Source organism: Bacillus sp. SYZHCR11 (genome assembly GCF_057196865.1).
Genome location: NZ_JBXUND010000002.1, coordinates 959,986 through 986,762, shown reverse-complemented (window position 1 = coordinate 986,762; position 26,777 = coordinate 959,986). Strand labels below are relative to the sequence as shown.

The window sequence follows — 26,777 nt, the reverse complement described above, 5'->3', positions numbered from 1 at the left end:
GACTACGCACATCGCTGTGCGATTTATTTAAAACTTTGAATTAACAGGTACGTTTTGTCTTGTTTAGTTTTCAAAGAACTTTTCCGCCCCTCTCGAAGCGACCTCTTAATCATAACATTTTCAGTTTGCTAGGTCAATACTTTTTTAAAAAATATTTTCGCTAGGCTTGCCTTTCTATTAAAAAGACAACAAAAAGAATTATATCAGCATCATCACCATGTGTCAAAGCTTTTTTTCATTTCTTTATATAGTAAAAGCGCAGCCTGTTGCAGCTGCGCTTTTTCGTTTATACTTCTTCCGTTTCTTCCGGCTCTTCTTCATTCTTTTCCACAAGCGCCACAGTGGCTACATGCTCTTGATCAGACATGCGGATCAGACGGACGCCTTGTGTTACGCGTCCCGTAGTGGAGATATCATTAATATCCATTCTGATTAACACGCCGCTTGCCGTAATAATCATTAAGTCCTCTTCGCCTTTTGTTGCTTTCACAGTTACTAACGGACCGTTGCTGTCAGTGATTTTACATGTTTTAAGGCCTTTTCCGCCCCGGCTTTGAACTCTGTATTCTGAAGCCGGTGTGCGTTTGCCGTAGCCGTTTTCTGTCACTATGAGGACATGGGAGTCTTCTTCAAGAATCTCCATGCCTACAACGACATCATCGTCTGTCAGCGTGATACCTTTAACACCCGCAGCTGTGCGTCCCATTTGTCTTACATCTTCTTCAGGGAAACGGATCAGCAAACCGTTCTTCGTTCCGATGATGATTTGTTTCTTGCCGTCAGTCAGGCGGACGGCCATCAGTTCATCGTCTTCCCGGAGACCTAGGGCGATCAGACCGTTATTCCGTATATTCGCAAACTGGGACAGTGCCGTACGTTTCGACACCCCTTGTTTGGTCGTAAAGAAGAGGTATTGCTCCTCATCAAACGTGCTGACCGGAATAATGGCATTAATCCATTCGCCTTTTTCAACTTCCAGAAGGTTAATAATCGGAATGCCTTTTGCCGTACGGCCGTATTCAGGGATTTCATATCCTTTAGAACGGTATACCTTCCCTTTATTAGAGAAGAACAGAATCGTATCGTGCGTTGATGTGGAAATTAAGTGTTCCACAAAGTCATCTTCATTCGTTCCCATTCCCTGTACGCCTTTTCCGCCCCGTTTTTGGCTGCGGTATGTGGACGCCGGGAGACGTTTAACATAGCCGTTATGGGTCAGTGTGATGACGATATTTTCTCTCTCGATAAGATCTTCATCTTCAATTGTTTCAAGACCGGACGTCACGATTTCAGTGCGTCTCTCATCATTGAAACGCTCTTTGATTTCATTAAGTTCTTCACGGATGATCTCAAGAACTCTTTCTTCATTGGCTAAAATATCTTTCAGCTCAGCGATAAGCGCAACAAGTGATTGATATTCCTCTTCAATCTTTTCGCGCTCCAGACCGGTTAATCGCTGAAGGCGCATATCCAGAATGGCTTGCGCTTGTTTTTCAGTCAGTGAGAATTGTTCGATCAAACCCGTTCTCGCAATTTCAGCCGTCTGGGAATTGCGGATAAGAGAAATAACGGCATCTAAATGATCGAGAGCAATTCTTAAACCTTCCAGAATGTGAGCTCTCGCTTCCGCTTTGCGGAGTTCGTAAGCCGTTCTGCGCCGGATCACAACCTTTTGGTGATCAAGATAATGCTCCAGACATTGTTTCAGGCTTAGTACCTTCGGCTGTCCGTCAACGAGCGCCAGCAGGTTGATTCCGAAAGACGTCTGCAGGGCCGTTTGTTTGTACAGGTTATTCAAAATGACGTGAGCATTGGCGTCACGGCGGATCTCAATGACGATTCTCATTCCGTTACGGTCGGATTCGTCTCGCAGATCGGTAATTCCTTCGATTTTTTTGTCCCGGACAAGATCCGCGATTTTTTCAATTAATCTCGCTTTGTTCACCTGATAAGGAAGTTCCGTGACAATAATTCTTTCTTTTCCCGATGAAGTCTCTTCGATTTCAGCCTTAGCCCGGATCGTGATTGATCCCCGTCCGGATTCATATGCCTTGCGGATGCCGCTCCGGCCCAAAATCTGACCTGCAGTCGGAAAATCCGGGCCCGGGATGTATTCCATCAGCTCCTGGTTTGTAATCTCAGGATTCTCACTTACGGCAAGCACGCCTTCAATGACTTCCCCAAGCTGATGCGGGGGAATGTTTGTCGCCATTCCGACCGCAATACCGGCAGCCCCGTTTACGAGCAGATTCGGAAATCTCGAAGGCATGACGGCAGGCTCTCTTTCTGAACCGTCATAGTTATCTTGATAGTCAATCGTGTCTTTCGTAATGTCACGCAGAATTTCCATTGCGATTTTTGACATTCTCGCTTCTGTGTAACGCATCGCGGCCGCTGAGTCGCCGTCAACCGAACCGAAGTTGCCGTGTCCGTCAACAAGCATGTAGCGGTAGTTAAAATCCTGCGCCATTCTGACCATTGATTCGTAAACCGCTGAGTCACCGTGCGGGTGGTACTTACCGATAACTTCACCGACGATACGGGCAGATTTTTTATATGGTTTGTCACTGGTCATGCCTAAATCATTCATTGCGTACAAAATCCGTCTGTGAACCGGCTTCAGACCGTCACGCACATCCGGAAGCGCCCGGGATACGATAACGCTCATTGCATAGTCCAGGAAAGATGTCCGCATTTCCTGACTGATATTGACTTCACGTACTTGTGGTGTGTTTTGTTCACTCATTAAAAAAACCTCCCTGAAGTATCACATGAAATAATGTGGGAGTAGATTGTCCATTATGATCTTCAATACGATTTCACTATTCTCCATTATATCAATAAACTTGTGTTTATACACATTAATTTAGTAGAATATACGGGTTTTGCGGGTTTTCAGAGGCTTTAGAAGCCGCTTTGAGAAAAAAGCCTTATTTCTTAACGAAAATAAGGCTTTCTTGGTTAAATATCAAGATTTTTCACGTATCTGGCGTTCGCTTCTATGAAGTTTCTCCGCGGTTCTACTTTGTCACCCATCAGCATTTCAAAAGTCTCGTCAGCGTCCATTGCATCTTCAAGATTGACTTGCAGAAGCGTTCTGGTCGCAGGGTCCATTGTTGTTTCCCAAAGCTGAGTCGCGTTCATTTCTCCAAGACCTTTATAACGCTGGAGGCCGGGCTTAGGTGATTGCGGAAGCTCTTTTAACAGCTCATCAAGCTGCTTATCGTTATAAGCGTATTCCACCCGTTTTCCCTGCTGCACTTTATAAAGCGGCGGCTGGGCAATGTAGACATAGCCGTTTTCGATGATTTCCCGCATGTATCTGTAGAAGAACGTTAATAAAAGCGTTCTGATATGGGCGCCGTCAACATCGGCATCCGTCATGATGACCACTTTATGATAACGCGCTTTTTCAAGATTAAAATCTTCTCCGATTCCTGTTCCGAGGGCCGTGATCATTGATCTGACCTCATTGTTTGAGAGAATCTTATCAAGTCTGGCTTTCTCAACGTTCAGAATCTTACCGCGCAGCGGCAGAATGGCTTGGAAATGACGGTCCCGTCCCTGTTTCGCTGATCCGCCCGCAGAGTCACCCTCTACGATATACAGCTCGGAAATGCTCGGATCTTTAGAAGAACAGTCCGCCAGTTTGCCCGGCAGATTGGAAATCTCAAGCGCACTTTTGCGCCGGGTCAATTCCCGGGCTTTTTTCGCCGCCATCCGCGCTCTTGCGGCCATTAAACCTTTTTCAACGATTTTGCGGGCTGAGTCCGGATTTTCAAGAAGGAATGTTTCCAGCGCAGAAGAAAACAGCGTATCAGTGATCGTTCTCGCTTCGGAGTTGCCGAGCTTGGTTTTCGTCTGCCCTTCGAATTGCGGATCAGGGTGCTTAATTGAAATAATGGCAGTCAGCCCTTCTCTCACATCATCCCCGCTTAAATTCGGATCATTTTCTTTGAAAATCCCTTTTCTTCTTGCATAGTCGTTTATGACACGGGTCAGACCGGTTTTAAATCCGGCCTCGTGCGTGCCGCCTTCGTATGTGTTGATATTATTTGTGAAAGAATAAATATTGCTTGTATAGCTGTCGTTGTATTGCAATGCAACTTCAACCGTTATGCCGTCTTTCTCGCCTTCAATATAAATCGGCTCTTCATGAACGACTTCTTTGGAACGGTTTAAGTACTCAACATAGCTTTTGATTCCGCCTTCGTAGTGGTACTCGTTTTTCCGTTCTTGTCCTTCACGTTTGTCTTCAATCGTGATGTTTACGCCTTTTGTCAGGAAGGCCAATTCCCGGACACGGTTTGAAAGCAGATCATAGTCATATACAGTTGTTTCTTTGAAAATTTCCGGGTCCGGAACGAAGTGCGTAATCGTTCCGGTCTTATCAGTTTCGCCGATCACTTCAAGATCGGCCACAGGTACACCGCGCTCGTACGCCTGATAATGGATTTTTCCGTCACGATGAACCGTAACGTCAAGAGTGGTCGACAAGGCGTTTACGACGGATGCCCCTACACCGTGAAGACCGCCGGATACTTTATATCCGCTTCCGTCAAATTTACCGCCGGCGTGGAGAACGGTCATGATGACTTCAACCGCAGGGCGGCCCATCTTCTCCTGGATACCGACCGGAATTCCGCGCCCGTTGTCCTTAACGGTAATGCTGTTATCTTTTTCAATCTCGATGTTAATATCTGTACAATAACCGGCCAGGGCTTCGTCAATACTGTTGTCGACGATTTCCCACACCAAATGGTGAAGGCCTTTGCTGTTAGTTGATCCGATGTACATCCCCGGTCTCTTTCGAACAGCTTCCAAACCTTCTAATACCTGTATCTGATTCTCATCATAACTATTTTGCTGCTGTTCCATAGCCATGCACATTCACCTACACTTTTCTTAAACGATAATATATTCATTGTAAAGATCCGCTAAGAATCTATTTCTAACATAAATTGCGCACGTTTCTTCAGTGTGCCGGAAGATAAGGGAGAGTAATATATATTCTCAGTCGTGACTACGATAGACTTTGGCGTGCCGTTTACGGACGGCACTACTTTTTCTTTCTGTCTGTCCAGAAATTCTTCAACGATCGGCGATACATTGACCTTGCAGTCAAAAATGCCGACGATATCGCGGGTTGAAACGACAAAGTCGTCACCTAAATGAATATACAATCGCTCACCTCATTTCTTCACTTCACTAACGCACCGTTTTCCACACGGAACATTCCTGCTTGATGTAAGGTATCGTGGTCAATGCCATCCACGCTCGTCGTGGTGACAAATGTCTGCACACGGCCTTGGATCGTATGAAGCAAATGGGACTGTCGGTAATCATCCAGCTCGCTTAGTACATCATCCAAAAGTAAAATGGGGTATTCTCCGATTTCTTCATGAATCAAATCTATTTCAGCCAGCTTCAGAGACAAAGCCGTCGTACGCTGCTGTCCCTGCGAACCGTAAGTCTGCACATCGCGTCCGTTCACATAAAAAAGGACATCATCCCGATGCGGTCCGAATAATGTGACGCCTCGTTCTATTTCTTTTTCTTTTAATTTCGAAAAAGACTCCTGGTAGCTGTTACCTATTTTCGACAAATCTTTGGGATCTGATACATCAAGCGCCGTGTGATACTTAAGCGTCAGTTCTTCAAGTCCCCGGGAAATGCCGGAATGGATCGGCTGTGCCCATTTTTCAAGCTGCGCCGTAAACTGCAGACGTCTGGCGACAACTTTTGCGGCTGCCTCGATCAGCTGATCAGTGAGAACGTCAAGCATGGTCCGGTCAGTCTGTTTCCGGCTTTGCAGCTGTTTCAGAAAATGATTCCGCTGTGAAAGGATTTTTTGATAAAGAGATAAATCATACAGATAAACGGCAGAAACCTGACCGATCTCCATATCGAGAAATCTTCTCCTCACCTGAGGGCTTCCTTTGACGAGATTTAAATCCTCAGGGGCAAACATAATGGTGTTCAGCGCTCCGACATACTGACTGAGTTTTTGCTGCTCTATATGATTGACCTTGCCCTTTTTACCTTTTTTGGAGATGACAAGCTGCATCGGGATGTCCCCGTTGCGCTTCATCACTCTTCCTTCTATTTTAGCATAGTCTTCGTCCCACCGTATAAGTTCTTTGTCATTTGAGGTGCGGTGTGATTTTGCCATCGAAAGGACATAGATGGCTTCCATCAGATTGGTTTTGCCCTGGGCATTTTCCCCGATGATCACATTCACCTTGTTTTCGAATTGAAGCTCAGCGCGCTCATAATTACGGTAGGATGTTAATTCTAAATTTTGGATATACAACCGCTGTCACCCGCTTTAATTGACGACTTGAAATGAACCAAATCCTTCAATCGCGACCACGTCTCCAACGTAAAGCTTTCTGCCGCGGCGATTGTCAGGTTCATTGTTGACAGTCACCTCATGCTCGCTCAGAAACCACTTCGCCATGCCGCCGGACTGAATCACATCGGCTAATTTTAAAAACTGGCCAAGCGTAATCATTTCTGTATCAATCGAAATCGGATTTGCCATAATATCGACCTCTTTCAAATATCACTAATATCTAATTGTACTAAAAAATCCTGAAATAAGGAAAGGGAAAACTTGAGGGAGCGGCTGATGAATAGAAAAGCTGCCGAACTAAGCCGGCAGCACATTCTGTTTGATTAATACGTTCTGACCGGAAGGATGAGCTGAACGATAGTCTCATCATTCGGCGTACGGATAAGAAACGGTCTCATCGCTCCCGTAAAGCTGATACGGATGTCCGCTCCTTCAAGTACTTTCAGTGCGTCCATCATATATTTTGGACTGAATGAAATATTTAATTCCTCGCCGTCAATCTTGTCAGCCAGCACAGCTTCGACCACTTTCCCGATTTCCGGAGAATTTGATGAAATCTCAAGCGAATCCGCCGGTTTGGCAGAAAGTTTTACAACGTTGTTGCGGCCTTCTCTCGCCAATAAAGAAGCACGGTCTATCGCCTGTAAAAATTCCTTCGTGTTCACGACGATTTCCGTTTTGCTTTCCTGCGGAATTAAGCTGGTCGTGTCCGGATAGTTTCCGTCAAGCAATCTTGAGAAGAATAATACGTTTTTCGCTTTGAACAGAACTTGGGTTTCTGTAATGACGATATCCACCAGCTCTTGGCTGTCATCAAGAATTTTGCTCAGCTCGGTTAAGCTTTTCCCGGGAATGACCACGTTATAAGTACTGTCTTCCGGAATATCAAGCTTCGCCTTTCTTAAAGCGAGTCGGTGGCTATCCGTGGCAGTGCATAATAATTCACCGTTTTCAACTTTCCAGTTTACACCTGTCAAGATGGGGCGTGTTTCTGAGGCGGACACAGCGAACACGGTTTGGCGGATCAGGTTTTTCAAAAGATCCGTCGGAATCTGAATGGCGTGATGCTCTTCGATTTGCGGTAGATGCGGATATTCATCTGCATCAAGGCCGTTTAAATTAAATTCGGCTTTTCCGGAACGGATAATCGTTAAATATTGATTTTGAACTTCGATTTCAACAGTCGCCATCGGCAGTTTTTTAACGATTTCGCTGAAGAAACGCGCTTGCAGCACGATACTTCCCGGCTGATCGATCGTCACGATTTCTTTATCATCATCTTCTTTCGGAATGAATGACTCAATTGAAATATCAGAGTCACTTCCTGTGAAAGATACTCCTTCATCTGAGGCGACGATCTTAATACCGGTGAGAATGGGAATTGTGGTTCTGGATGAAACGGCTTTTAGAACGTCTTGTACACTTTCGACTAACCGATCTTTTTGAATCGTAAATTTCATGTTTATCCTCCTAACGGATAATATAATTAATATATTTTAAAAATAGCAGTAGTAATAGTAGGGCCTGTGGATTTGTGGATAAGTTGTGAAAAAGACAGGAAACACAGCCTATCCACATGTGGACAGACTGTGCATGGCTATGAAAAAGTTATTCACACTTTCCCCGATTCATCCGAGGGCACTATTATTTAAGCAGTTCTTTTATTTCTTTCACCTGCTGCTGAAGCTGCTCGTCATCAATCAGCAGTTTTGAAATCTTTTCGTGGGCGTGAATGACGGTTGTATGGTCTCTCCCGCCAAATTCTTCCCCGATTTTAGGCAAAGAAGAATCCGTCATTTCTCTTGAAAGATACATCGCAATTTGTCTTGGGAAAGCCACAGATTTCGTACGCTTTTTCGCTTTGAAATCTTCAAGCTTAATGTTGAACTGCTGTCCGACAATCCGCTGAATCTCTTTTATCGTAATGACCTTCGGCTTAGAAGACGGAATAATATCTTTCAATGCTTCTGCAGCCAGGTCTGCGTTAATGTCTTTATTGATTAAGGATGAATAGGCGACAACCCGGATTAATGCCCCTTCCAGTTCGCGGATGTTGCTGTCAATCTGATTGGCGATGTAAAGCATGACCTCGTTCGGAATATCAAGGCCCTCCGCCTTCGCTTTCTTTCTCAGAATGGCAATCCGCGTTTCCAGATCCGGCGGTGTGATGTCTGTAATCAATCCCCATTCGAACCGCGAACGCAGGCGGTCTTCAAGGGTCGGGATCTCTTTCGGCGGTCTGTCACTGGAAATCACGATTTGTTTGCTTTCTTCATGAAGCGTGTTGAATGTATGGAAAAACTCTTCCTGTGTTTGTTCTTTTCCGGCTAAAAATTGAATATCATCTATCAAAAGTACATCAACGTTCCGGTAGCGGTTGCGGAAATCAACGGCTTTATTATCGCGGATTGAGTTGATGAATTCATTTGTGAATTTTTCAGAAGACAGGTACACCACTTTGGCTGAAGGATTATGATCAATGACATAATGGCCGATCGCGTGCATTAAGTGGGTTTTTCCTAAACCGACTCCCCCGTATATAAATAAAGGGTTGTACGCTTTAGCGGGTGCTTCCGCCACAGCCAGTGATGCTGCATGGGCGAATCGGTTTCCCGATCCGATGACGAATGTGTCGAATGTATATTTCGGGTTGAGCATGCTTTGGGGAAAATCAGACGGTTCCTCTTTTGCCGCTTTTTTCACTTGCGGTTTCGGCAAAAAGTCTTCTTCGTCCTGATTTTGAGGAATGACAAATTTGACGCTCAATTCTTCCCCGGTTAATTCATATATGGTATCTGCAATGAGATGTAAGTACCTGGACTCCAGCCAGTCTCTGGCAAATTCATTGGGAGCGGTGATGGTTAAGGTATCTCCTTGCAGCGAATGGGCTTTCGTCGACTTCATCCAAGTTTCGAAACTCGGTTTGCTTAGCTTTTTCTCAATTTGAGCTAGAGCTTGATTCCAAAGATCCAATATATTCTCCATTATCCGGCACAGCCCTCCTTTTCTTTAAAAATCAGCGCCCTTCCCCTGTTATAGAACACAAAAAAAGAGCATATGGCTCTGACCATTCGTACACACGAAATGTTGAAAACATATAGTATAGTAGAAAAATAGCTTTTCGACAAATTCCACAAGTTGTGGACAACAATCTACACAAGCTGTGTGAAAACAATCCACAACTTATCCACAATTTGTGGATAAAGAGAATGGACTGGATAAGTAATTAAGAGTTAAAACACAAATATAATATCAAATTAAGCGAGGACTTGCAATGGTTCTCGTAATCTTATCCACAAACCTGACAACTTGTTGAAAAATCTTTGTCCACAGGGGTTAGCAATGTGAAAATGTTGTCGATAACGATTGTGGATATTAAAAAAAGACCAAAAAATTATCCACATGTCGTTTTTTCGGGGGAGCGCGGCTTTTTTGTGCGTTAAAAAAAGGAATATGAAAAATAAGGTTTCTAATCTGGTTAAGGTATGTTATCCTATTATGGTTGTAAGAAATAAAAGCACTGCTGAAGTTGACAATGAATAGGCAGCACAAATATAATAAGTAAGACTGTCTTTAACAGCTATTCCTCGAGGGAGGTGTCATAAATGAAAAGAACATTCCAACCGAATAACCGTAAACGCAGTAAAGTTCATGGCTTCAGAAGCCGTATGAGTTCAAAAAACGGTCGTCTAGTATTAGCACGCCGTCGCCGCAAAGGCAGAAAAGTATTATCAGCTTAGGCCACTGAATAATGTCAGTGGTCTTTTTTCACATTAAGAGAAAAGAGATGTCATGCGTCGCCCGGTACTGGAGAAATTTCTTCAGTATTCCGGCGGCCCGTTTTTTTTAGATAGAAATAAAAGTTTCTGCGAGTGAATATCGGAGTGAATTAAAGTGAAGAAGCGAAATCGGTTAAAGAAAAATGAAGATTTTCAAAAAGTGTTTAAACGCGGAACGTCTATGGCAAACCGCCAGTTCGTGCTGTATACGCTTGATCAGCCGAAACAGGAAGAGCTCCGGGTAGGGCTTTCTGTCAGTAAAAAAATCGGCAATGCCGTCGTGCGCAATCGGGTGAAGCGGTTAATCAGGCAGGCGGTTCAGGAGGAAAAAGAGCTGCTCAAGCCGAAAGATTTTATTATTATCGCAAGAAAACCCGCCGGCGACCTCAGTTTTGAAGAAACGAAAAAGAGTCTGCAGCACTTATTCAGAAAAACCTCATTATATAAGAAATCTTCGTCAAAATAGCTCATATTTTGTTTTCTTCACGTTTTTAAAAGCGCTTCCTTTTATTTGGCGAAAAATGAACGCCATTTGAAACTGAAAGATGCTAAAATACATACAAGGTTTATAAAGATTGGTATAGGAGGAAACGTTCTTGAAAAGGAGAATATGGTTACTACTGAGTATGGTCGGTATGCTCGTGCTGCTGGCCGGGTGCTCGAGTGTGAAAGAGCCGATTACGGCGAATAGTCCGCATTTCTGGGACAAATATGTTGTGTATCCATTGTCAGAAGTCATTACGTACGTAGCGAAACTGACGGGCGATAACTATGGTTTGTCGATCATCATCGTTACGATTTTAATTCGTCTGCTGATTCTGCCGCTGATGATCAAGCAGCTTCGAAGCTCAAAAGCGATGCAGGCGCTGCAGCCTGAAATGCAGAAGCTCAGAGAAAAATACAGCTCTAAAGATCAAAAAACGCAGCAGAAGCTTCAGCAGGAAACAATGGCCCTGTTTTCAAAGCACGGGGTAAACCCGCTGGCGGGATGTTTCCCGATCCTGATTCAAATGCCGATTTTGATCGGATTCTACCACGCCATTATGCGTACGCAAGCCATTTCACAGCACAGCTTTTTATGGTTTGATTTAGGAGAGAAGGATCCTTACTATATTCTTCCTATCGTTGCCGGTGTGGCCACTTTTGTCCAGCAGAAGCTGATGATGGCGGGAAATCCGACTCAGAATCCTCAAATGGCAATGATGGTATGGATTATGCCGATCATGATCATCGTATTTGCGATCAACTTCCCGAGCGCGCTTTCTCTGTATTGGGTAGTCGGAAACCTGTTTATGATTGCTCAGACATTCCTTATTAAAGGACCTGACATTAAACACGATCCGGAAACGCAGAAAGCCGGAGGAAAGAAAAAGTGAAGAAGGTGACTGCTGCGGGACGGAATGTCGAAGAAGCAGTTCAATCAGGCCTTCAGGAACTTCAACTGACGAAAGATCAAGTAGAAATAACGGTGGTGCAAGAAGAATATAAAGGGTTTTTGGGTATTTTCGGAAAAAAGAATGCGATCGTAGAACTGGAAGAGAAAAGAAATCCTGTTCAGGAAGCGAAAGCGTATTTAGAAGAAATCATCCATTCCATTGCCGGGCCTTCTGAGATTGTTACGGAAGAAAACAAGAAAACAGTCTGTTTTCACATTAAAGGTGAAAAAGCGGCGCTGCTTATTGGCAAAAGAGGACAAACACTCAATGCCTTGGAAACATTGACGCAGCTTGTTTTGAACCGCGGCTCCGGCCAGTATCGCCAAGCCGTTGTCGACGCTGAGAATTATCGGCGGAAAAGAAGAGAAATTCTGGATCAGCTGGCAAACAGGCTGGCCAAGCAAGTGTCGAAAACGAAAAAAGAGGTGCATTTAGAACCGATGCCGTCAGGTGAAAGAAAAATCATCCATGACGCGCTGTCAAAGCATCCAAATATCAAAACGTTTTCTACCGGTGAAGGCCGGTACCGCCATCTCGTTATTTCCCATAAAGATAGCAGAAAACCGAAGTCCGGGTAAAATCGGAACTTCGGTTTTTTTATTGGTAAAAATGGCTCTATTCCTGAGCAGAATCGCATTTTTTGCGTTTAAGTTTTTTCTTTTTCGGTCTATGCTGTTGATAAAAAAGGTTTTAGGAAATAAAATTAATTGTTATTCACATGTGGATAAGTTAAAGTAATAAGGGATGAATTTCTGCTTTTGTGGATAACGTATCTTCCACTTCAAACCAAACTATGTTATCTTTTAATTTTGGCATAAATAAATTTTTTATATAGATGGAAACAGAGATAAAGAGAGGTGAACAGCATGGATACAATTGCAGCGATTTCAACTCCGATGGGTGAAGGCGCGATTGCGATCGTTCGGCTGAGCGGCCCGGAAGCCGTAAAGATCGCCGACAAAATGTACAAGGGTCCGAAAGGCAAAACGCTCAGTTCGGCAGAATCGCATACCATTCATTACGGGCATATCGCGGACAGTACGACGGGACGGATTATTGAGGAAGTCATGGTGTCTGTTTTAAGAGCGCCCAGAACATTCACAAGGGAAGATGTCATTGAAATCAACTGTCACGGGGGTATTGTGACGGTTAATCAGGTGCTCCAGCTTGCTTTAAGAGAAGGTGCGAGACTGGCAGAACCCGGTGAGTTTACGAAGCGCGCATTTTTAAACGGACGGATTGACCTTTCACAGGCGGAAGCGGTGATGGATCTGATCAGGGCCAAAACGGACCGTGCCATGAATGTCGCCATGAACCAGATGGAAGGACGGCTTTCCGCGCTTGTCCGCCGTCTGCGTGATGAGTTGTTAGAAACACTTGCCCATGTTGAGGTGAATATAGATTATCCGGAATATGATGACGTCGAAGAAATGACGCATCAGCTTTTAGTGGAGAAGGCAAGCGGCGTGAAGAAAGAAATCGAGGCGCTGCTCCGTACGTCTGAGCAGGGGAAAATTTTGCGTGAGGGACTGTCTACCGTGATCATCGGCCGTCCGAACGTCGGGAAATCCTCTCTGCTTAACAGCCTTGTCCATGAAACGAAGGCGATCGTAACCGATATTCCGGGAACGACGCGTGATGTGATTGAGGAATATGTCAACGTGCGAGGCGTGCCGCTTCGGCTTGTCGATACCGCCGGAATCCGTGAGACAGAAGACATCGTCGAAAGAATCGGTGTGGAACGGTCACGGCAGGTTCTGAAGGAAGCGGATCTCATTTTGCTTGTGCTTAACCACAGCGAAGCGCTTTCTGAAGAAGATGTGAAATTGTTTGAAGCGGTTGAGGGAATGGACGTCATTGTCATTATGAATAAGACGGACCTTGAGGCTAAGATTGACGCTGAGCGCGTCAAGGAACTGGCGAAAGGCCGGCCTGTCGTCACGACCTCATTGCTGAAAGAAGAAGGCATTCAAGATTTAGAGGAAGCGATTCAGTCGCTATTTTATACAGGAGCGATCGAAAGCGGAGATCTCACCTATGTCAGCAACACCCGTCATATTTCGATTCTGCATCAGGCAAAGCAAGCGATTGATGATGCGCTGAACGGGATTGAACAGGATGTTCCGATTGATATGGTGCAAATTGATTTGACAAGGTGCTGGGAACTGCTGGGCGAAATCATCGGTGATGCCGTCCACGAAAGCTTAATTGATCAGCTCTTTTCACAATTTTGTTTAGGTAAATAAAAGGGAGGAAAAAACCATGGGGTATGAAGCAGGCCAATACGACGTGATTGTCATCGGCGCCGGGCATGCCGGTGTTGAGGCTGCCCTCGCATCCGCGCGCCAGGGAGCCAAAACGCTTGTTTTGACGATTAATCTTGATATGGTTGCGTTTATGCCATGTAATCCGTCTGTCGGCGGCCCCGCGAAAGGGATTGTCGTCCGCGAAATTGACGCACTCGGCGGAGAAATGGCTAGAAATATAGATAAAACTCATATTCAAATGAGAATGCTGAATACAGGAAAAGGTCCGGCCGTACGGGCGCTGCGTGCGCAGGCGGATAAATTCCAATATCAGCACGAAATGAAGCATACGCTGGAAAAAACACCGAATTTGACACTTCTTCAAGGGATTGCCGAGCGTTTAATCATTGAAGACGGAGAGTGCCGCGGTGTCATTACGCAAACCGGTGCTGAATACAAGGCAAAAACGGTCGTGCTGACAACCGGAACGTATTTAAGAGGGCGGATCATTCTCGGGGATCTGTCTTACTCAAGCGGTCCGAATAACCAGCAGCCGTCTATTAAACTTTCTGAGCACTTAGAGGAGCTCGGTTTTGATCTCGTCCGTTTTAAAACGGGCACGCCTCCTCGTGTCTCAAGCGATTCCATTGATTACAGCAAAACAGAAATCCAGCCGGGGGACCCGGTTCCGCGCGCTTTCTCATATGAAACGGTTGAATACATTACCGATCAGCTGCCTTGCTGGCTGACTTACACGAGTCCTGAGACTCATGAGATCATCGACAGCAACCTGCATCGTTCGCCGATGTATTCCGGTATGATTAAAGGAACGGGACCGAGATACTGCCCTTCGATTGAAGATAAAGTCGTTCGGTTTAATGATAAACCGCGCCATCAGATTTTCCTTGAGCCGGAAGGCAGAAATACGCAGGAAGTATACGTTCAGGGTCTATCCACGAGTCTTCCTGAGGACGTGCAGCAGCGGATGCTGGCGACCATTCCGGGACTGGAAAAGGTGCAGATGATGAGAGCCGGATACGCGATTGAGTATGACGCGATTGTACCGACGCAGCTCTGGCCTACACTGGAGACGAAAAAAATCCCTAACCTGTACACAGCCGGTCAAATTAACGGTACATCAGGTTATGAGGAAGCAGCCGGGCAAGGAATTATGGCAGGGATCAACGCAGGCCGCAAAGCGCTTGGAAAAGAAGAAGTGATCCTCAGCCGTTCCGATGCTTATATCGGTGTATTGATTGATGATTTGGTAACGAAAGGAACCAATGAACCGTATCGTCTGCTGACTTCACGGGCGGAATACAGACTGCTGCTCCGTCACGACAACGCGGATCTTCGCCTGACGGAAATCGGCCATGAGATCGGCTTAATTTCTGATGAGCGCTATGAAGCGTTTGAGAAGAAAAAAGCGGCGATCGAGGCAGAGAAAAAACGTCTCTGGTCTGTTATTATCAAGCCGTCTCCTGAGAATCAGGAATATATCCGTTCACTCGGCGGAAGCGAGCTGAAAGACGGAGTGCGCGGCACAGATTTAATGAAACGTCCGGAAATGAACTATGAAACAGTGACAAAACTTGCGCCTGCAGATTCTCCGGTTCCGCAAGATGTGGCGGAACAAGTGGAAATTCAGGTGAAATATGAAGGATATATCGAAAAATCCTTGCAGCAAGTGGAAAAGCTGAAGAAAATGGAAAACAAAAAAATCCCTGATCGGATTGATTATGACGCCATTAAAGGAATTGCTACTGAAGCCCGTCAAAAGCTGAAAGAAGTGCGTCCTTTATCAGTTGCTCAAGCGTCCCGTATTTCCGGCGTCAATCCGGCAGACATTTCAATCCTGCTGGTATACCTGGAGCAGGGCCGTATTGCCAAGGTAGCTGAATAGAAAGGATGACGGCATGAATATAGAGGAATTTACATCCAGTTTAGCGGAGAAAGGGATTTCCCTTTCTGACCGCCAGCTGGAGCAATTCGAGTTGTATTACCGGATGCTCGTGGAATGGAACGAAAAAATGAATCTGACATCCATCACTGAGAAAAAGGAAGTTTATCTCAAGCATTTTTATGATTCGATAACGGCGGCATTTTATATTGATTTTGAAAAGGTCACCACTCTTTGTGACGTCGGCGCCGGCGCCGGTTTTCCAAGCCTGCCCGTCAAAATCTGCTTCCCGCATCTGCATGTCACCATCGTCGATTCACTGAATAAGCGGATTACGTTTTTGGAAACTCTCTCTGATGCTTTACAATTAGAGCATACGACATTTGTCCATGACAGAGCGGAGACATTCGGACAGCGGAAAGACGTACGGGAAAGCTTCGATCTCGTGACGGCCCGTGCAGTGGCGCGTCTGTCAGTCCTGAGTGAGCTTTGTCTGCCGCTGGCCAAGAAAAACGGTATATTTGCGGCACTAAAAGCTGCAGCCGCTGATGAAGAGCTGAAAGCGGGGCAAAAGGCGATTAAAGTATTGGGAGGAGAGCTTGAACAAGTTCATTCCTTTACACTTCCCGTTGAAGAAAGTGAACGGAACATTATGATCATTCGCAAGACGAAAAGCACTCCGAAAAAATATCCGAGAAAACCGGGTACTCCAAATAAATCGCCAATTGAAGGGTAATTTAGACAGCCTGATGTGACAATTCCATCATATTTTCTGCAAAATTGATGAAGATACAGCAGGAAAAACCATGAGAAAATAGAATTATAAAAATGGCAGTTTTTAAAGGTGGTGTAGGTACATGAAGCATTCATTCTCTCGTTTCTTCGGGTTTGGTGAGAAGGAAGAGGAACCGGAGATAGCTGAGCATGATACAAACAAAGAAGAGATACTCGAAATACCGGTACATGCTATCGTTCCCAACCGTTTTCAGCCACGCACCATTTTCTCAGATGAAAAAATCAAAGAGTTAGCAATGACTATCCATACACACGGCATCATTCAGCCGATTGTTGTCAGACATACAGAAGATGAAGGACAATATGAGCTCATTGCGGGTGAAAGGCGCTGGAGAGCGGTACAGACGCTTGAATGGGAGAAGATTCCCGCAATTATTAAAGATTTTTCTGATACGGAAACAGCATCTGTCGCTTTGATTGAAAACCTGCAAAGGGAAGAATTGTCCTCCATTGAGGAAGCTCATGCGTACGCAAGGCTGTTAGAACTTCATGATTTAACACAGGAAGCCTTGGCGCAGCGCTTAGGAAAAGGCCAGTCAACGATTGCGAACAAGCTCCGATTGTTAAAGCTCCCGGAACCCGTCCAGGATGCGATTATGGAGAAAAAAATTACGGAACGTCATGCAAGAGCACTGATTCCGCTCAAACAGCCGGAGTTTCAGGTCACATTGCTTGCGGAAATCATTGAGAAAAGCTTAAACGTCAAGCAGACAGAAGACAGAGTGGTGAAAATGCTTGAACAGAATAAGCAGAAACCAAAGCCGAGACGCAAAGCGTTCAGCAGGGATACAAGAATTGCGATGAATACGATTCGTCAGTCACTGTCCATGGTGGAAGACAGCGGCGTCAGGCTGAACACTGAAGAAGAAGAATTCGAAGAGTACATCCAGCTTACCATTCGGATACCTAAATAAAAACTCTCCTGATCAGCAGGGGAGTTTTTATTTTAATCAAAAAACTATTTTGAGATAATAATAGATTTATTGTGCACTATACATTACATATGTAAAATTTTATCTTTTTGTGTCGTGAATTGTCTTTTTACAGTCAAAAAAGTCACTTTATCGGAGAACTTATATTAGAAAGTGTCTTTTTCGTTTACATTTTTTTCACTTGCTGATAAACAAATTATGAAAAAAATAAAACGCTTTACTCTTTTTTTGATAAGATAGAAACAAGACAGTACATGTTCATGTGAAGGTAGGTGACATCGTGGGAAAAATCATAGCAATTACGAACCAAAAAGGCGGAGTCGGGAAGACGACGACTTCTGTTAATCTGGGGGCTTGCTTGGCTTACATAGGTAAAAGGGTTCTTCTTGTTGATATTGATCCGCAGGGCAATGCAACGAGCGGATTAGGGATTGAAAAAGCCGATGTGGATCATTGTGTGTACGACATTTTAGTAGATGATGCAGATGTTACAGATATTATTAAACCGACTTCAGTAGAGAACTTAGATGTCATTCCGGCCACGATCCAGCTTGCGGGAGCGGAAATCGAATTGGTTCCGACAATCTCACGGGAGGTCAGGCTGAAAAGAGCATTAGAATCTGTGAAACAAAATTACGATTACATGATTATTGATTGTCCTCCGTCTCTCGGGTTATTAACGATTAATGCGCTTACCGCTTCAGATTCAGTCGTTATCCCGGTTCAGTGCGAATACTACGCTCTTGAAGGATTGAGTCAATTATTAAATACAGTTCGGCTTGTGCAAAAACATTTAAATACCGACTTAATGATAGAAGGAGTGCTTCTGACGATGCTTGATGCCAGAACGAATCTCGGCATTCAAGTGATAGAAGAGGTAAAGAAATACTTTAGAGATAAAGTGTATCAAACCATTATTCCTCGCAATGTCCGTTTAAGTGAGGCGCCGAGTCACGGCAAGCCGATCATATTATACGATCCGCGTTCGAGAGGTGCGGAAGTATATTTAGATTTAGCAAAGGAAGTGGCAGCGAATGGCTAAAGGCGGGCTCGGAAAAGGGATTAACGCGTTGTTTAATCAGGTTGATTTGTCTGAAGAGACAGTGGAAGAAATTAAAATCAGTGATTTACGCCCCAATCCTTATCAGCCAAGAAAACAATTTGATGATGAGTCATTAGCTGAACTGAAGGAATCCATCATTCAGCATGGCATTCTTCAGCCCATTATCGTGAGAAAATCATTGAAGGGCTATGATATTGTAGCCGGCGAACGCCGTTACCGCGCCGCAAAACTTGCCGGTAAAGAGACAGTGCCGGCTATCGTGCGGGATTTATCTGAATCGCTGATGCGGGAAATCGCTCTTTTGGAAAACCTTCAGCGTGAAGACTTATCACCGCTTGAAGAAGCTCTGGCATATGACTCACTGCTGAAGCATTTGGATTTAACCCAGGAACAGCTCGCTAAACGGCTCGGGAAAAGCAGGCCTCATATTGCCAACCATTTAAGACTGCTGACGCTGCCGGAAAGCATCCAGAACCTCATTGCAGAAGGTACGTTATCCATGGGACACGGCAGAACCTTGCTTGGCTTGAAAAATAAAAACAAGCTTGAACCGCTTGTGAAGAAAGTGGTTGAAGAACAGCTGAACGTCCGCCAGCTTGAGCAGCTGATTCAGCAGTTAAACAACAATGTTCCACGTGAAACAAAGAAAAAAGAACCTGTTCAAGATGTTGTGTTAAAAGAGCGGGAATCGTATTTGCAAAATTACTTCGGAACAACAGTCAATATTAAGAGACAAAAGAAAAAAGGGAAGATTGAGATTGAGTTTTTCTCAAATGAAGATCTTGAACGTATCCTGGAACTATTGTCCGAAAGAGAAGCGTAAAAACCATCTTTTTAAAAAAAGATGGTTTTTTATATACGTCTTGTCAGCTTATGAAACGGACTGAGCCGTTCCTGCCGGCCTTCTGATTTATCTGTCAGCTGTAACCCCTCTGCTAAAACATTTGCCATGCTCATAACAAGATGAAGCCTCGTATTCTGCAGGACAAAATACTCCATAAACCCGCTGACATTGACGATTCCATTGATATGGACGTCACCGATTTCAGGAAGGTCTTTTTGAACACCTGCTCCGGGCTTCAGCGGCCCATCGCCGATTTGAAATGAGCCTACGCTTTTGACGCGGCCTAAACAAGCATCAACCGCTATAATAAACGGATTTTTATGTAGATGTTGAATATCTTTCAGCTTGTCTTTCATATTGACGGCGTGAACAGGATCTGACAGCGTGCCGTAAACGTGCAATCTGCCTAAATTCATTTTTTCTAACTTTGTTCCTACGAGCGGACCTAATGAATCTCCGGTCGACCGATCTGTACCGATACATACGGTGACTAACGGTCTGCCGGCTGCTTTACGTAAAGATGAAGTAAGGATTGCTTGTATTTGATTCGCAGCAGAAGAATCCGTATGAGAAACATATTGTTTTGCCCGTTCTTGAGAAAAAAGCCCGCCTTTTCGATTCATAAGGTTCACTTCCTTGTCATGTCATACGAGTATTACATTGTTGTTTTTGGTGATGTATGGTTGTTTACAGTATATCCAGCGCTGCCTTTTTTTATGCTTATGTCATGATCAGCATGCCGGTTGTTTGAAAAGAGCGGGATAGAAAAAAAGAACCCAGAGCAGTTGTTCTCTAAGTTCATGAAAGAAGTAAGACCATTTGATCTACATCAACATATTGCTGATGATCTAATTTCAGCGCTCTTTTTTCTGCAGAGAAGAGGATAAATCCTAACTGAGCGCAGAGTTTTTTGCGGGTTCATTTGTTGAAGTAACAGAGAGATGGAGCTGTTCTGTGTCTTTCATCTTTTTTGCTTGGCTGATGGCTTCCGTCATTAAAGCTTTTCCCGCGCCTGACCCTCGGTGTTTGGGGGAAATATACATAGAACCAATAACCGCAATGTGTCTTAGTTTAAACAGCGAATGCTTGGAGATCTTGAGGATTCCTATCAGTCTGTCTTGTTCAAAGGCGCCAAGCAAGATGGCATTGCCGGCTTCAAGCCTGGCTTTGAATTTTTCGGACGGCCTCATAGCTGACGGCGATTGCGTCCGGGTGATCTTTTAAAGCTTTGAGCCTGAATCGGAGTAAGGCTGGGTATCACTTGCGATTAAACGCCGGATGTCCATGATTTGAGCGCCTAACTTAAATGAAGTTTCTGAATAGTCAATCGTCGTTATCATACCATATTTGTCCCAATTGTATGAATGTTTGCCGCTGTCACTCAATATAGTAGCAATATGCGGAGATGATCAGAAATTTTATGAGGTGATGAGGGTGTGGAGAGCCGGGATGAAGTGGATGCTGCTCATATTAAGCAGCCAGATTGGGGCCGGGTATGCAAGCGGGCAGGAAATATGGCAGTTTTTCGGTGTCGAAAGCGGACTGGCTATTGTATTGTTTACAGTCATGTTTACGATTTCGGCTTATATTGTGTTGAAGATCAGCTATCGGGTTCAATCAACGCACTTTTTACCTGTGCTTGAGCATCTGATGGGGCCGGCTCTTGCTAAAGTCTATGATATGCTTATTATGTTTTATTTGTTTTCAATGACGATGGTTATGATTGCCGGCGGCGGTGTGACGCTGCAAATGTACAAGCTGCCGTTTTGGATCGGTATTTTTCTTCTTTGCATTGTGACCGTGGGTTTATTCTTTTGGGATATAAAAGGGATATTATCTCTGAATAGTATTTTGATACCGATTCTTGTAGCGGGGCTGTTATATGCATTGGTCTTTTTTCAGACAACGCATCATTACACGTGGACGATAGACTTGACCCGCCAGTATAATTGGCCGGCAAGCATTACCTTCACGTCCTTAAACATTCTTTCTGTTGTTGCTGTTCTTTCTTCAATCGGGAAAGATATGAAGGGACTGGGAGAAGCCAAAATCGCAAGCGTTGCAAGCGGGCTGATTTTCGGTATGATTTCATTTGTTTACAATGAAACGCTTGTACAGCTTTCAGGCAGTCTTACACAATATGAGATTCCTCTTTTCGCCGTCCTTGAAGGCGCTCCTTATCCGTTATTTCTTTGTATGGCCGCCGTGCTTTTTTTAGCCATCTATACGACAACGGTGACCGGTCTTTTCGGGCTGTCCAGCCGCATGCTTGCATTTGTGAAATTGCCGAGATGGACGCTCGTATCTCTTCTTTTAGCTGTGATGGTGCCTTTTACGACAATCGGTTTTTCAGATTTGATCGCCATTTTATATCCCATTTACGGGCTTTTAAGTCTTTATTTGCTGGTATGTCTTCTTCTTTACCCTATTTTAGGGAGATGGAAAAAAGTATAATGCTCATTTTGAGTGCGGCCGTTGCTCTTATCCTGTTTTTTTTTGTACAATAAATAAAGCAGTCTATGGAGAGAGGTGAAGGGTCTTGGCGGATAAAGACTTTGGCCTGAATGATATTGTTGAAATGAAGAAACCGCATCCTTGCGGTGAAAACAGATGGAAAATCATTCGGATGGGAATGGATATTCGGATCAAATGCACGGGTTGTTCCCACAGTGTCATGATTCCGAGAAGAGATTTTGAGAGAAAGCTGAAAAAAGTACTCGTCAAGCATGAGGAGCCTACATCATAAGGGCTGGCGCTCATGCTTTTTCATATAGAGGAGAGGAAGAGGCCCGATGAGCAAAGTGCATCAGTCAGCGTGCCCGCTGAATTGCTGGGACAGCTGCGGCTTTTTGGTGACAGTTGAGGATGGAAAGGTGACGAAAGTAGACGGAGACCCGAATCATCCCATTACGGAAGGGAAAATTTGCGGCCGGGGCAGAATGCTGGAGACGAAAACGAATGCGCCGGAACGGCTTCGTTTTCCTTTAAAAAAGAAAGACGGCGAATTTGTCCGCATTTCCTGGGAGCAGGCGTTAGATGAAATTGCTGAAAAAATGGCGGTGATTAAGGAGACGTTGGGCACTGCCGCAGTGCTGCACAGTCATGACTACGCCAATAACGGTCTTTTGAAGGCGCTCGACCAGCGTTTTTTCAATGGATACGGCGGTGTAACCGAGATTGCGGGCAGCATTTGCTGGGGTTCCGGCATTGAAGCGCAGCGCTGGGATTTCGGGCGTTCTTACGGGCATGGACCGCTTGATATTTATCACAGCAAGCATGTGATCGTATGGGGCAGAAACGTGTCCCGGACGAATATGCACCTCTATCATCATCTGCAGCAGGTGAAGAAAAAAGGAGCGACACTGACGGTCATTGACCCTATTTTTAACCCGACTGCAAAGCTTGCCGACCGGTATATATCCGTCAAACCCGGCATGGATGGCTGGCTTGCGGCGGGTGTTTTAAAAATATTATGCCAAACCGGCAGAACCGATTCTGATTTTATTCAAAAGCATTCGGTCGGTTTTGAGGAAATAGACAAGCTTCTGCAGACGATTTCTTTTGAGGAGATTATTGAGAAAACAGAAACGTCTTTAGAAGCGCTTGAATATCTTGCCGATTTATATGCTGACGGTCCCGCCTCCACTTTTATGGGTCTTGGGATGCAGAGATATAAAAACGGGGGCGGGACGATACGGTGGATTGACGCTTTAGCTGCGGCGAGCGGAAATGTCGGTATCAAAGGCGGCGGCGCCAACTTCGGAAATGTGCAAGTCGGTGAAAGCTTTGCAAAGGCCGAGCTCACTCGTCCTGATTTGAAGAAAAGTTCGAGAACGTTTTCGATGATGACTCAAGCTGAAGAGGCGCTGAATGCAGCCGACCCGCCGATTGAGATGATCATCGTGACGTGCGGCAATCCGCTGACACAGGTGCCGAATACAAAAAAAGTGAAGGAAGCGTTTGAAAAAACGCCGGTCACAGTGGCCATTGATTCGGTCATGACCGATACGGCGAAGCTCTGTGACTATGTGCTGCCGACGGCCGTTGTTTTCGAAGAGGAAGATATTTATTATTCCAGCATGTATCATCACTATGTTCAATATGGTAAGAAGCTTGCGGAACCGCAGGGAGAGGCAAAATCAGACCGCTGGATCTGGACGGAACTCGCAAAGCGTCTCGGATTCGGGGAGCTGTTTGATTACAGTGCGGAAGATTTCTTAAAAATGGGGCTCTCTTCTTTGGAGAAAGAAGGAATCACCCTTGAGCAATTAAAGGAAAAAGGACATATGCCGCTTCCGGTTAAACAGGTTCCGTGGAGTGATTTTCAATTTTTAACCCCGAGCGGAAAATTTGAATTCGTCTCGTCACTGGCAGAAGAGAAAGGATACAGCGGCCTCCCTCAATTGGAAGTGCCGGAGGAGTCCGTTTATCACGACGCCGGACTGGCCGGGAAATATCCGTATACGCTGCTGTCCATTCACCCGCAGCGCTCCAATCATTCACAGCACGTGCCGTTTATTGAAAAGCTCCAGCAGATTCAGGTGGACCTGTCGCCGGATATCGCCGAGGAGCTTTCACTTCAAGACGGAGATACGGCAGAGGTATACAATGACCGCGGCCGTCTGCGCGGCAGGGTGAAAATCATGAAGCAGGCTCACCCGAAGACGGTGAATATAGATGAAGGCATGTGGGCGGCATTCGGAGGCTCCGTCAACATGCTCACAAAGGATTCAAATTCCGATAATGGAATGGGAAGTACGCTTTTTGACTGTCTGGTAGCGGTTAAAAAAGGATAATCTAAGGAGAGAGAGGGCGGGAAATGCTTTTTTCTCAGCTTGTCTTTTCCTATGAACCTCCTTATAATTGCTCTAGGTTTACAATACGTTTATACGATGATGGTTTGATATAGAGGAGATGAAAGAATGGCTTTAACTGCTGGAATTGTCGGTTTGCCGAATGTCGGAAAATCGACGTTATTTAATGCAATTACCCAGGCTGGTGCCGAATCAGCCAACTACCCGTTCTGTACAATTGATCCGAACGTGGGAATCGTGGAAGTGCCGGATGAACGTCTGCAAAAGCTGACTGAATTGGTGAACCCGAAAAAAACAGTGCCGACTGCGTTTGAATTCACTGATATCGCGGGGATCGTAAAAGGCGCATCTAAAGGTGAAGGACTCGGAAATAAGTTTCTTTCTCATATCCGTCAGGTTGATGCGATCTGCCACGTTGTACGTGCATTCGCTGATGACAATATTACGCACGTGTCAGGGAAAGTCGATCCGATTGACGATATTGAAACGATCAATCTTGAATTGATTCTTGCCGACATGGAGACAGTCGAAAAACGCATCACGCGTGTAAGCAAGCTTGCGAAGCAAAAAGACAAAGAAGCGGTTTTTGAATTTGACATTCTGTCTAAATTGAAAGAAGCTTTCGAACAAGAAAAGCCTGCCCGTTCCGTTGAATTTACGGAAGAACAGCAAAAGCTTGTGAAGCAGCTTCATTTGCTTACGTCAAAACCCGTGCTTTATGTGGCGAATGTAAGCGAAGATGAAGTGGCTGATCCTTCAGACAATGAATACGTTGCGAAAATCCGTGAGTACGCCGCGGGTGAAAATGCCGAAGTTATCGTCGTCTGTGCGAAAATTGAGTCTGAAATTGCTGAATTGGAAGGCGAAGAAAAGCAAATGTTCCTTGAGGAGCTCGGCATCGAAGAATCAGGTCTTGATCAGCTGATTAAAGCGTCATACTCTCTTCTCGGCCTTGCGACATACTTTACGGCGGGCGAACAGGAAGTGCGCGCATGGACATTCAGAAAAGGCATGAAAGCTCCTGAGTGTGCGGGTATCATCCACACTGACTTTGAACGCGGCTTTATCCGCGCTGAAACGGTTGCTTATGAAGACCTTTTGGCAGGCGGCGGAATGTCCGGAGCGAAAGAAGCCGGAAAAGTGCGTCTGGAAGGTAAGGAATATGTAGTCCAAGACGGAGATGTCATTCATTTCCGATTTAATGTATAGGACACAGTTGTAAAGGGACAAGAGCTTTGGTATAATATAAACTTGTGAGTAATAGAATTATTGCTCCTTGCCCATTATAGGGCCGCTTAGACCAAAAGGAGGTGCAAACAGATGAAAAAGTACGAAGTTATGTACATTATCCGTCCGAACATTGACGAAGAGTCAAAGAAGGCAGTTATCGAGCGTTTCAACAACGTATTGACTTCTAACGGAGCGGAGATCACTGGAACAAAAGATTGGGGTAAACGTCGTCTTGCTTACGAAATCAACGATTTCCGTGACGGTTTCTACCAAATCTTAAACGTTCAGTCTGAAGCTGCAGCGGTTGCTGAATTCGACCGTTTAGCTAAGATCAGTGACGATATCATTCGCCACATCGTTGTTAAAGAAGAAGAATAAGCAATTTGAAATATATAATGTTAAAAGGTGGTCTTTCATATGCTTAACCGAGTTGTATTAGTCGGAAGACTGACAAAAGACCCAGAGCTTCGTTATACGCCAAGCGGTGCGGCTGTCGCCACGTTTACTCTTGCTGTGAATCGTACATTCACGAACCAGTCCGGAGAACGTGAAGCCGATTTCATTAATTGTGTCACTTGGAGAAGACAAGCCGAAAACGTTGCAAACTTTCTTAAAAAAGGAAGCCTTGCCGGCGTAGACGGCCGACTCCAGACAAGAAATTATGAAAATCAGCAGGGACAGCGTGTCTTCGTGACAGAAGTCCAAGCTGAAAGTGTTCAATTTCTTGAGCCTAAAAACAGCGGCGGTTCTGGATCAGGCGGATACAACGAAGGAAACAGCGGCGGAGGCCAATACTTTGGCGGAGGCCAAAATGATAATCCGTTCGGCGGAAATCAGAACAACCAGAGACGAAATCAAGGGAACAGCTTTAATGATGATCCATTTGCCAACGACGGCAAGCCGATTGACATCTCGGATGATGATCTTCCGTTCTAATAGATTATCGCTATATTCATAACGAGAAAGGTGGGAAATGACAATGGCAGGAGGACGCAGAGGCGGTCGTGCGAAACGCCGTAAGGTTTGTTACTTCACTTCTAACGGCATTACGCACATCGATTACAAAGATGTAGATCTTCTTAGAAAGTTTGTTTCTGAGCGTGGTAAAATCTTACCTCGCCGTGTAACTGGAACAAACGCGAAATACCAACGTAAATTGACTATCGCGATCAAACGCGCACGTCAAATGGCTTTACTTCCATACGTAACTGGCGAGTAAGCCGAAAGAAAAGAGCAAGAGCCTGCGGGCTCCTGCTCTTTTTTTATATCAGCCCCCCTCCATTCTGCCGAAATGTTTCACATGAAACATGGAAGTGCTTCTTACACCTTTGTTATCTTGCTCCTCTATTCAAATACGCGTACTTATGCAATGAATTTGTTTAT

At 44.9% G+C, this 26,777-nt stretch carries 26 protein-coding genes; 17 read left to right on the top strand and 9 right to left on the bottom strand.

Going from position 1 to position 26,777, the window contains the following annotated elements:
* Positions 1-286 precede the first annotated feature (286 nt).
* The 7 genes from gyrA to dnaA all read right to left on the bottom strand — a co-directional run bounded on the left by gyrA (position 287) and on the right by dnaA (position 9,340).
* Positions 287-2,746, bottom strand: a complete 2,460-nt coding sequence (gyrA, locus tag AC2CGA_RS11705) for a DNA gyrase subunit A (RefSeq protein ID WP_004392898.1) — start codon at positions 2,744-2,746, stop codon at positions 287-289.
* Positions 2,747-2,961: 215 nt separating this feature from the next.
* A complete protein-coding gene (gene gyrB, locus AC2CGA_RS11700) occupies positions 2,962-4,878 on the bottom strand; it encodes a DNA topoisomerase (ATP-hydrolyzing) subunit B (RefSeq protein ID WP_004392900.1) in 1,917 nt (638 codons plus the stop codon).
* A gap of 59 nt (positions 4,879-4,937) precedes the next feature.
* Complete coding sequence (remB, locus tag AC2CGA_RS11695) at positions 4,938-5,183, bottom strand: extracellular matrix regulator RemB (RefSeq protein WP_004392908.1); 246 nt, start codon at positions 5,181-5,183, stop codon at positions 4,938-4,940.
* A 17-nt stretch (positions 5,184-5,200) separates the two neighbouring features.
* Positions 5,201-6,313 (bottom strand): DNA replication/repair protein RecF, encoded by a 1,113-nt coding sequence (gene recF, locus AC2CGA_RS11690; protein WP_024084783.1) that lies wholly within the window; start codon positions 6,311-6,313, stop codon positions 5,201-5,203.
* A 15-nt stretch (positions 6,314-6,328) separates the two neighbouring features.
* Positions 6,329-6,544, bottom strand: a complete 216-nt coding sequence (gene rlbA / locus AC2CGA_RS11685; RefSeq protein WP_004392910.1) for a ribosome maturation protein RlbA — start codon at positions 6,542-6,544, stop codon at positions 6,329-6,331.
* Positions 6,545-6,678: 134 nt separating this feature from the next.
* Complete coding sequence (dnaN, locus tag AC2CGA_RS11680) at positions 6,679-7,815, bottom strand: DNA polymerase III subunit beta (protein ID WP_004392911.1); 1,137 nt, start codon at positions 7,813-7,815, stop codon at positions 6,679-6,681.
* Between the two features lie 184 nt (positions 7,816-7,999).
* Positions 8,000-9,340: a chromosomal replication initiator protein DnaA gene (gene dnaA / locus AC2CGA_RS11675; RefSeq protein ID WP_004392913.1), complete on the bottom strand. Its 1,341-nt coding sequence runs from the start codon at positions 9,338-9,340 to the stop codon at positions 8,000-8,002.
* A 620-nt stretch (positions 9,341-9,960) separates the two neighbouring features.
* On the opposite strand from dnaA, the gene rpmH reads away from it, so the two are divergent.
* The 10 genes from rpmH to AC2CGA_RS11625 all read left to right on the top strand — a co-directional run bounded on the left by rpmH (position 9,961) and on the right by AC2CGA_RS11625 (position 19,329).
* Complete coding sequence (rpmH, locus tag AC2CGA_RS11670; protein WP_003178075.1) at positions 9,961-10,095, top strand: 50S ribosomal protein L34; 135 nt, start codon at positions 9,961-9,963, stop codon at positions 10,093-10,095.
* 154 nt (positions 10,096-10,249) lie between these two features.
* Complete coding sequence (rnpA, locus tag AC2CGA_RS11665) at positions 10,250-10,600, top strand: ribonuclease P protein component (protein ID WP_004392944.1); 351 nt, start codon at positions 10,250-10,252, stop codon at positions 10,598-10,600.
* A 160-nt stretch (positions 10,601-10,760) separates the two neighbouring features.
* Complete coding sequence (gene spoIIIJ, locus AC2CGA_RS11660) at positions 10,761-11,510, top strand: YidC family membrane integrase SpoIIIJ (protein WP_007409906.1); 750 nt, start codon at positions 10,761-10,763, stop codon at positions 11,508-11,510.
* On the top strand, positions 11,507-12,148 hold the full coding sequence (jag, locus tag AC2CGA_RS11655; protein WP_004392953.1) for an RNA-binding cell elongation regulator Jag/EloR: 642 nt from the start codon (positions 11,507-11,509) through the stop codon (positions 12,146-12,148). Before spoIIIJ ends, jag begins: the two co-directional genes overlap by 4 nt.
* Before the next feature lie 288 nt (positions 12,149-12,436).
* Entirely contained in the window at positions 12,437-13,816 is a 1,380-nt protein-coding gene (mnmE, locus tag AC2CGA_RS11650; protein WP_004392954.1) for a tRNA uridine-5-carboxymethylaminomethyl(34) synthesis GTPase MnmE, read from the top strand.
* 16 nt (positions 13,817-13,832) lie between these two features.
* The gene (gene mnmG / locus AC2CGA_RS11645) at positions 13,833-15,719 is read left to right on the top strand and encodes a tRNA uridine-5-carboxymethylaminomethyl(34) synthesis enzyme MnmG (RefSeq protein ID WP_004392959.1); all 1,887 of its coding nucleotides are present in this window, start codon (positions 13,833-13,835) and stop codon (positions 15,717-15,719) included.
* 13 nt (positions 15,720-15,732) lie between these two features.
* The gene (rsmG, locus tag AC2CGA_RS11640) at positions 15,733-16,452 is read left to right on the top strand and encodes a 16S rRNA (guanine(527)-N(7))-methyltransferase RsmG (protein WP_014306213.1); all 720 of its coding nucleotides are present in this window, start codon (positions 15,733-15,735) and stop codon (positions 16,450-16,452) included.
* Positions 16,453-16,573: 121 nt separating this feature from the next.
* Positions 16,574-17,425, top strand: coding sequence for a nucleoid occlusion protein (gene noc / locus AC2CGA_RS11635; RefSeq protein ID WP_007409900.1), 852 nt, complete (start codon positions 16,574-16,576; stop codon positions 17,423-17,425).
* A 298-nt stretch (positions 17,426-17,723) separates the two neighbouring features.
* A complete protein-coding gene (gene soj / locus AC2CGA_RS11630; RefSeq protein WP_007409899.1) occupies positions 17,724-18,485 on the top strand; it encodes a sporulation initiation inhibitor protein Soj in 762 nt (253 codons plus the stop codon).
* Positions 18,478-19,329 (top strand): ParB/RepB/Spo0J family partition protein, encoded by an 852-nt coding sequence (locus AC2CGA_RS11625; protein WP_004392966.1) that lies wholly within the window; start codon positions 18,478-18,480, stop codon positions 19,327-19,329. The genes soj and AC2CGA_RS11625 overlap by 8 nt, the downstream gene beginning before the upstream one ends.
* A 29-nt stretch (positions 19,330-19,358) precedes the next feature.
* Here the strand turns inward: AC2CGA_RS11625 and yyaC are convergent, their stop codons facing one another.
* Positions 19,359-19,973, bottom strand: a complete 615-nt coding sequence (gene yyaC, locus AC2CGA_RS11620) for a spore protease YyaC (protein WP_004392969.1) — start codon at positions 19,971-19,973, stop codon at positions 19,359-19,361.
* Between the two features lie 267 nt (positions 19,974-20,240).
* A complete protein-coding gene (locus AC2CGA_RS11615; RefSeq protein ID WP_242522363.1) occupies positions 20,241-20,540 on the bottom strand; it encodes a GNAT family N-acetyltransferase in 300 nt (99 codons plus the stop codon).
* Between the two features lie 238 nt (positions 20,541-20,778).
* Here AC2CGA_RS11615 and AC2CGA_RS11610 point away from each other — a divergent pair, with 238 nt between their 5' ends.
* From AC2CGA_RS11610 to rpsR, 7 genes are all read left to right on the top strand, one after another.
* Complete coding sequence (locus AC2CGA_RS11610) at positions 20,779-21,804, top strand: YkvI family membrane protein (protein ID WP_139885513.1); 1,026 nt, start codon at positions 20,779-20,781, stop codon at positions 21,802-21,804.
* 85 nt (positions 21,805-21,889) lie between these two features.
* On the top strand, positions 21,890-22,096 hold the full coding sequence (locus AC2CGA_RS11605) for a DUF951 domain-containing protein (protein WP_004392973.1): 207 nt from the start codon (positions 21,890-21,892) through the stop codon (positions 22,094-22,096).
* A 46-nt stretch (positions 22,097-22,142) separates the two neighbouring features.
* Complete coding sequence (locus AC2CGA_RS11600; protein WP_014306209.1) at positions 22,143-24,146, top strand: molybdopterin-dependent oxidoreductase; 2,004 nt, start codon at positions 22,143-22,145, stop codon at positions 24,144-24,146.
* Positions 24,147-24,272: 126 nt separating this feature from the next.
* Positions 24,273-25,373 carry a redox-regulated ATPase YchF gene (gene ychF, locus AC2CGA_RS11595; protein WP_004392975.1) on the top strand — a complete coding sequence of 367 codons (1,101 nt, stop codon included), beginning with the start codon at positions 24,273-24,275 and terminating at the stop codon, positions 25,371-25,373.
* Between the two features lie 111 nt (positions 25,374-25,484).
* Entirely contained in the window at positions 25,485-25,772 is a 288-nt protein-coding gene (gene rpsF / locus AC2CGA_RS11590) for a 30S ribosomal protein S6 (protein ID WP_004392977.1), read from the top strand.
* Between the two features lie 39 nt (positions 25,773-25,811).
* On the top strand, positions 25,812-26,330 hold the full coding sequence (gene ssbA, locus AC2CGA_RS11585; protein ID WP_004392979.1) for a single-stranded DNA-binding protein SsbA: 519 nt from the start codon (positions 25,812-25,814) through the stop codon (positions 26,328-26,330).
* A 43-nt stretch (positions 26,331-26,373) separates the two neighbouring features.
* Entirely contained in the window at positions 26,374-26,613 is a 240-nt protein-coding gene (rpsR, locus tag AC2CGA_RS11580; protein WP_004392983.1) for a 30S ribosomal protein S18, read from the top strand.
* Positions 26,614-26,777 lie beyond the last annotated feature (164 nt).

Bases quoted from the DNA above. Each gene is read 5' to 3' on its own strand.
- spoIIIJ (WP_007409906.1), top strand. From the start codon at position 10,761: ATGGTCGGTATGCTCGTGCTGCTGGCCGGGTGCTCGAGTGTGAAAGAG.
- yyaC (WP_004392969.1), bottom strand. From the start codon at position 19,973: ATGAATCGAAAAGGCGGGCTTTTTTCTCAAGAACGGGCAAAACAATAT.
- dnaN (WP_004392911.1), bottom strand. From the start codon at position 7,815: ATGAAATTTACGATTCAAAAAGATCGGTTAGTCGAAAGTGTACAAGAC.
- AC2CGA_RS11615 (WP_242522363.1), bottom strand. From the start codon at position 20,540: ATGAGGCCGTCCGAAAAATTCAAAGCCAGGCTTGAAGCCGGCAATGCC.
- rpsF (WP_004392977.1), top strand. From the start codon at position 25,485: ATGAAAAAGTACGAAGTTATGTACATTATCCGTCCGAACATTGACGAA.
- dnaA (WP_004392913.1), bottom strand. From the start codon at position 9,340: ATGGAGAATATATTGGATCTTTGGAATCAAGCTCTAGCTCAAATTGAG.
- ychF (WP_004392975.1), top strand. From the start codon at position 24,273: ATGGCTTTAACTGCTGGAATTGTCGGTTTGCCGAATGTCGGAAAATCG.
- gyrA (WP_004392898.1), bottom strand. From the start codon at position 2,746: ATGAGTGAACAAAACACACCACAAGTACGTGAAGTCAATATCAGTCAG.
- mnmE (WP_004392954.1), top strand. From the start codon at position 12,437: ATGGATACAATTGCAGCGATTTCAACTCCGATGGGTGAAGGCGCGATT.
- noc (WP_007409900.1), top strand. From the start codon at position 16,574: ATGAAGCATTCATTCTCTCGTTTCTTCGGGTTTGGTGAGAAGGAAGAG.
- rpmH (WP_003178075.1), top strand. From the start codon at position 9,961: ATGAAAAGAACATTCCAACCGAATAACCGTAAACGCAGTAAAGTTCAT.
- mnmG (WP_004392959.1), top strand. From the start codon at position 13,833: ATGGGGTATGAAGCAGGCCAATACGACGTGATTGTCATCGGCGCCGGG.
- rlbA (WP_004392910.1), bottom strand. From the start codon at position 6,544: ATGGCAAATCCGATTTCGATTGATACAGAAATGATTACGCTTGGCCAG.
- AC2CGA_RS11625 (WP_004392966.1), top strand. From the start codon at position 18,478: ATGGCTAAAGGCGGGCTCGGAAAAGGGATTAACGCGTTGTTTAATCAG.
- AC2CGA_RS11610 (WP_139885513.1), top strand. From the start codon at position 20,779: ATGAGGGTGTGGAGAGCCGGGATGAAGTGGATGCTGCTCATATTAAGC.
- rpsR (WP_004392983.1), top strand. From the start codon at position 26,374: ATGGCAGGAGGACGCAGAGGCGGTCGTGCGAAACGCCGTAAGGTTTGT.
- rsmG (WP_014306213.1), top strand. From the start codon at position 15,733: ATGAATATAGAGGAATTTACATCCAGTTTAGCGGAGAAAGGGATTTCC.
- AC2CGA_RS11600 (WP_014306209.1), top strand. From the start codon at position 22,143: ATGAGCAAAGTGCATCAGTCAGCGTGCCCGCTGAATTGCTGGGACAGC.
- gyrB (WP_004392900.1), bottom strand. From the start codon at position 4,878: ATGGAACAGCAGCAAAATAGTTATGATGAGAATCAGATACAGGTATTA.
- ssbA (WP_004392979.1), top strand. From the start codon at position 25,812: ATGCTTAACCGAGTTGTATTAGTCGGAAGACTGACAAAAGACCCAGAG.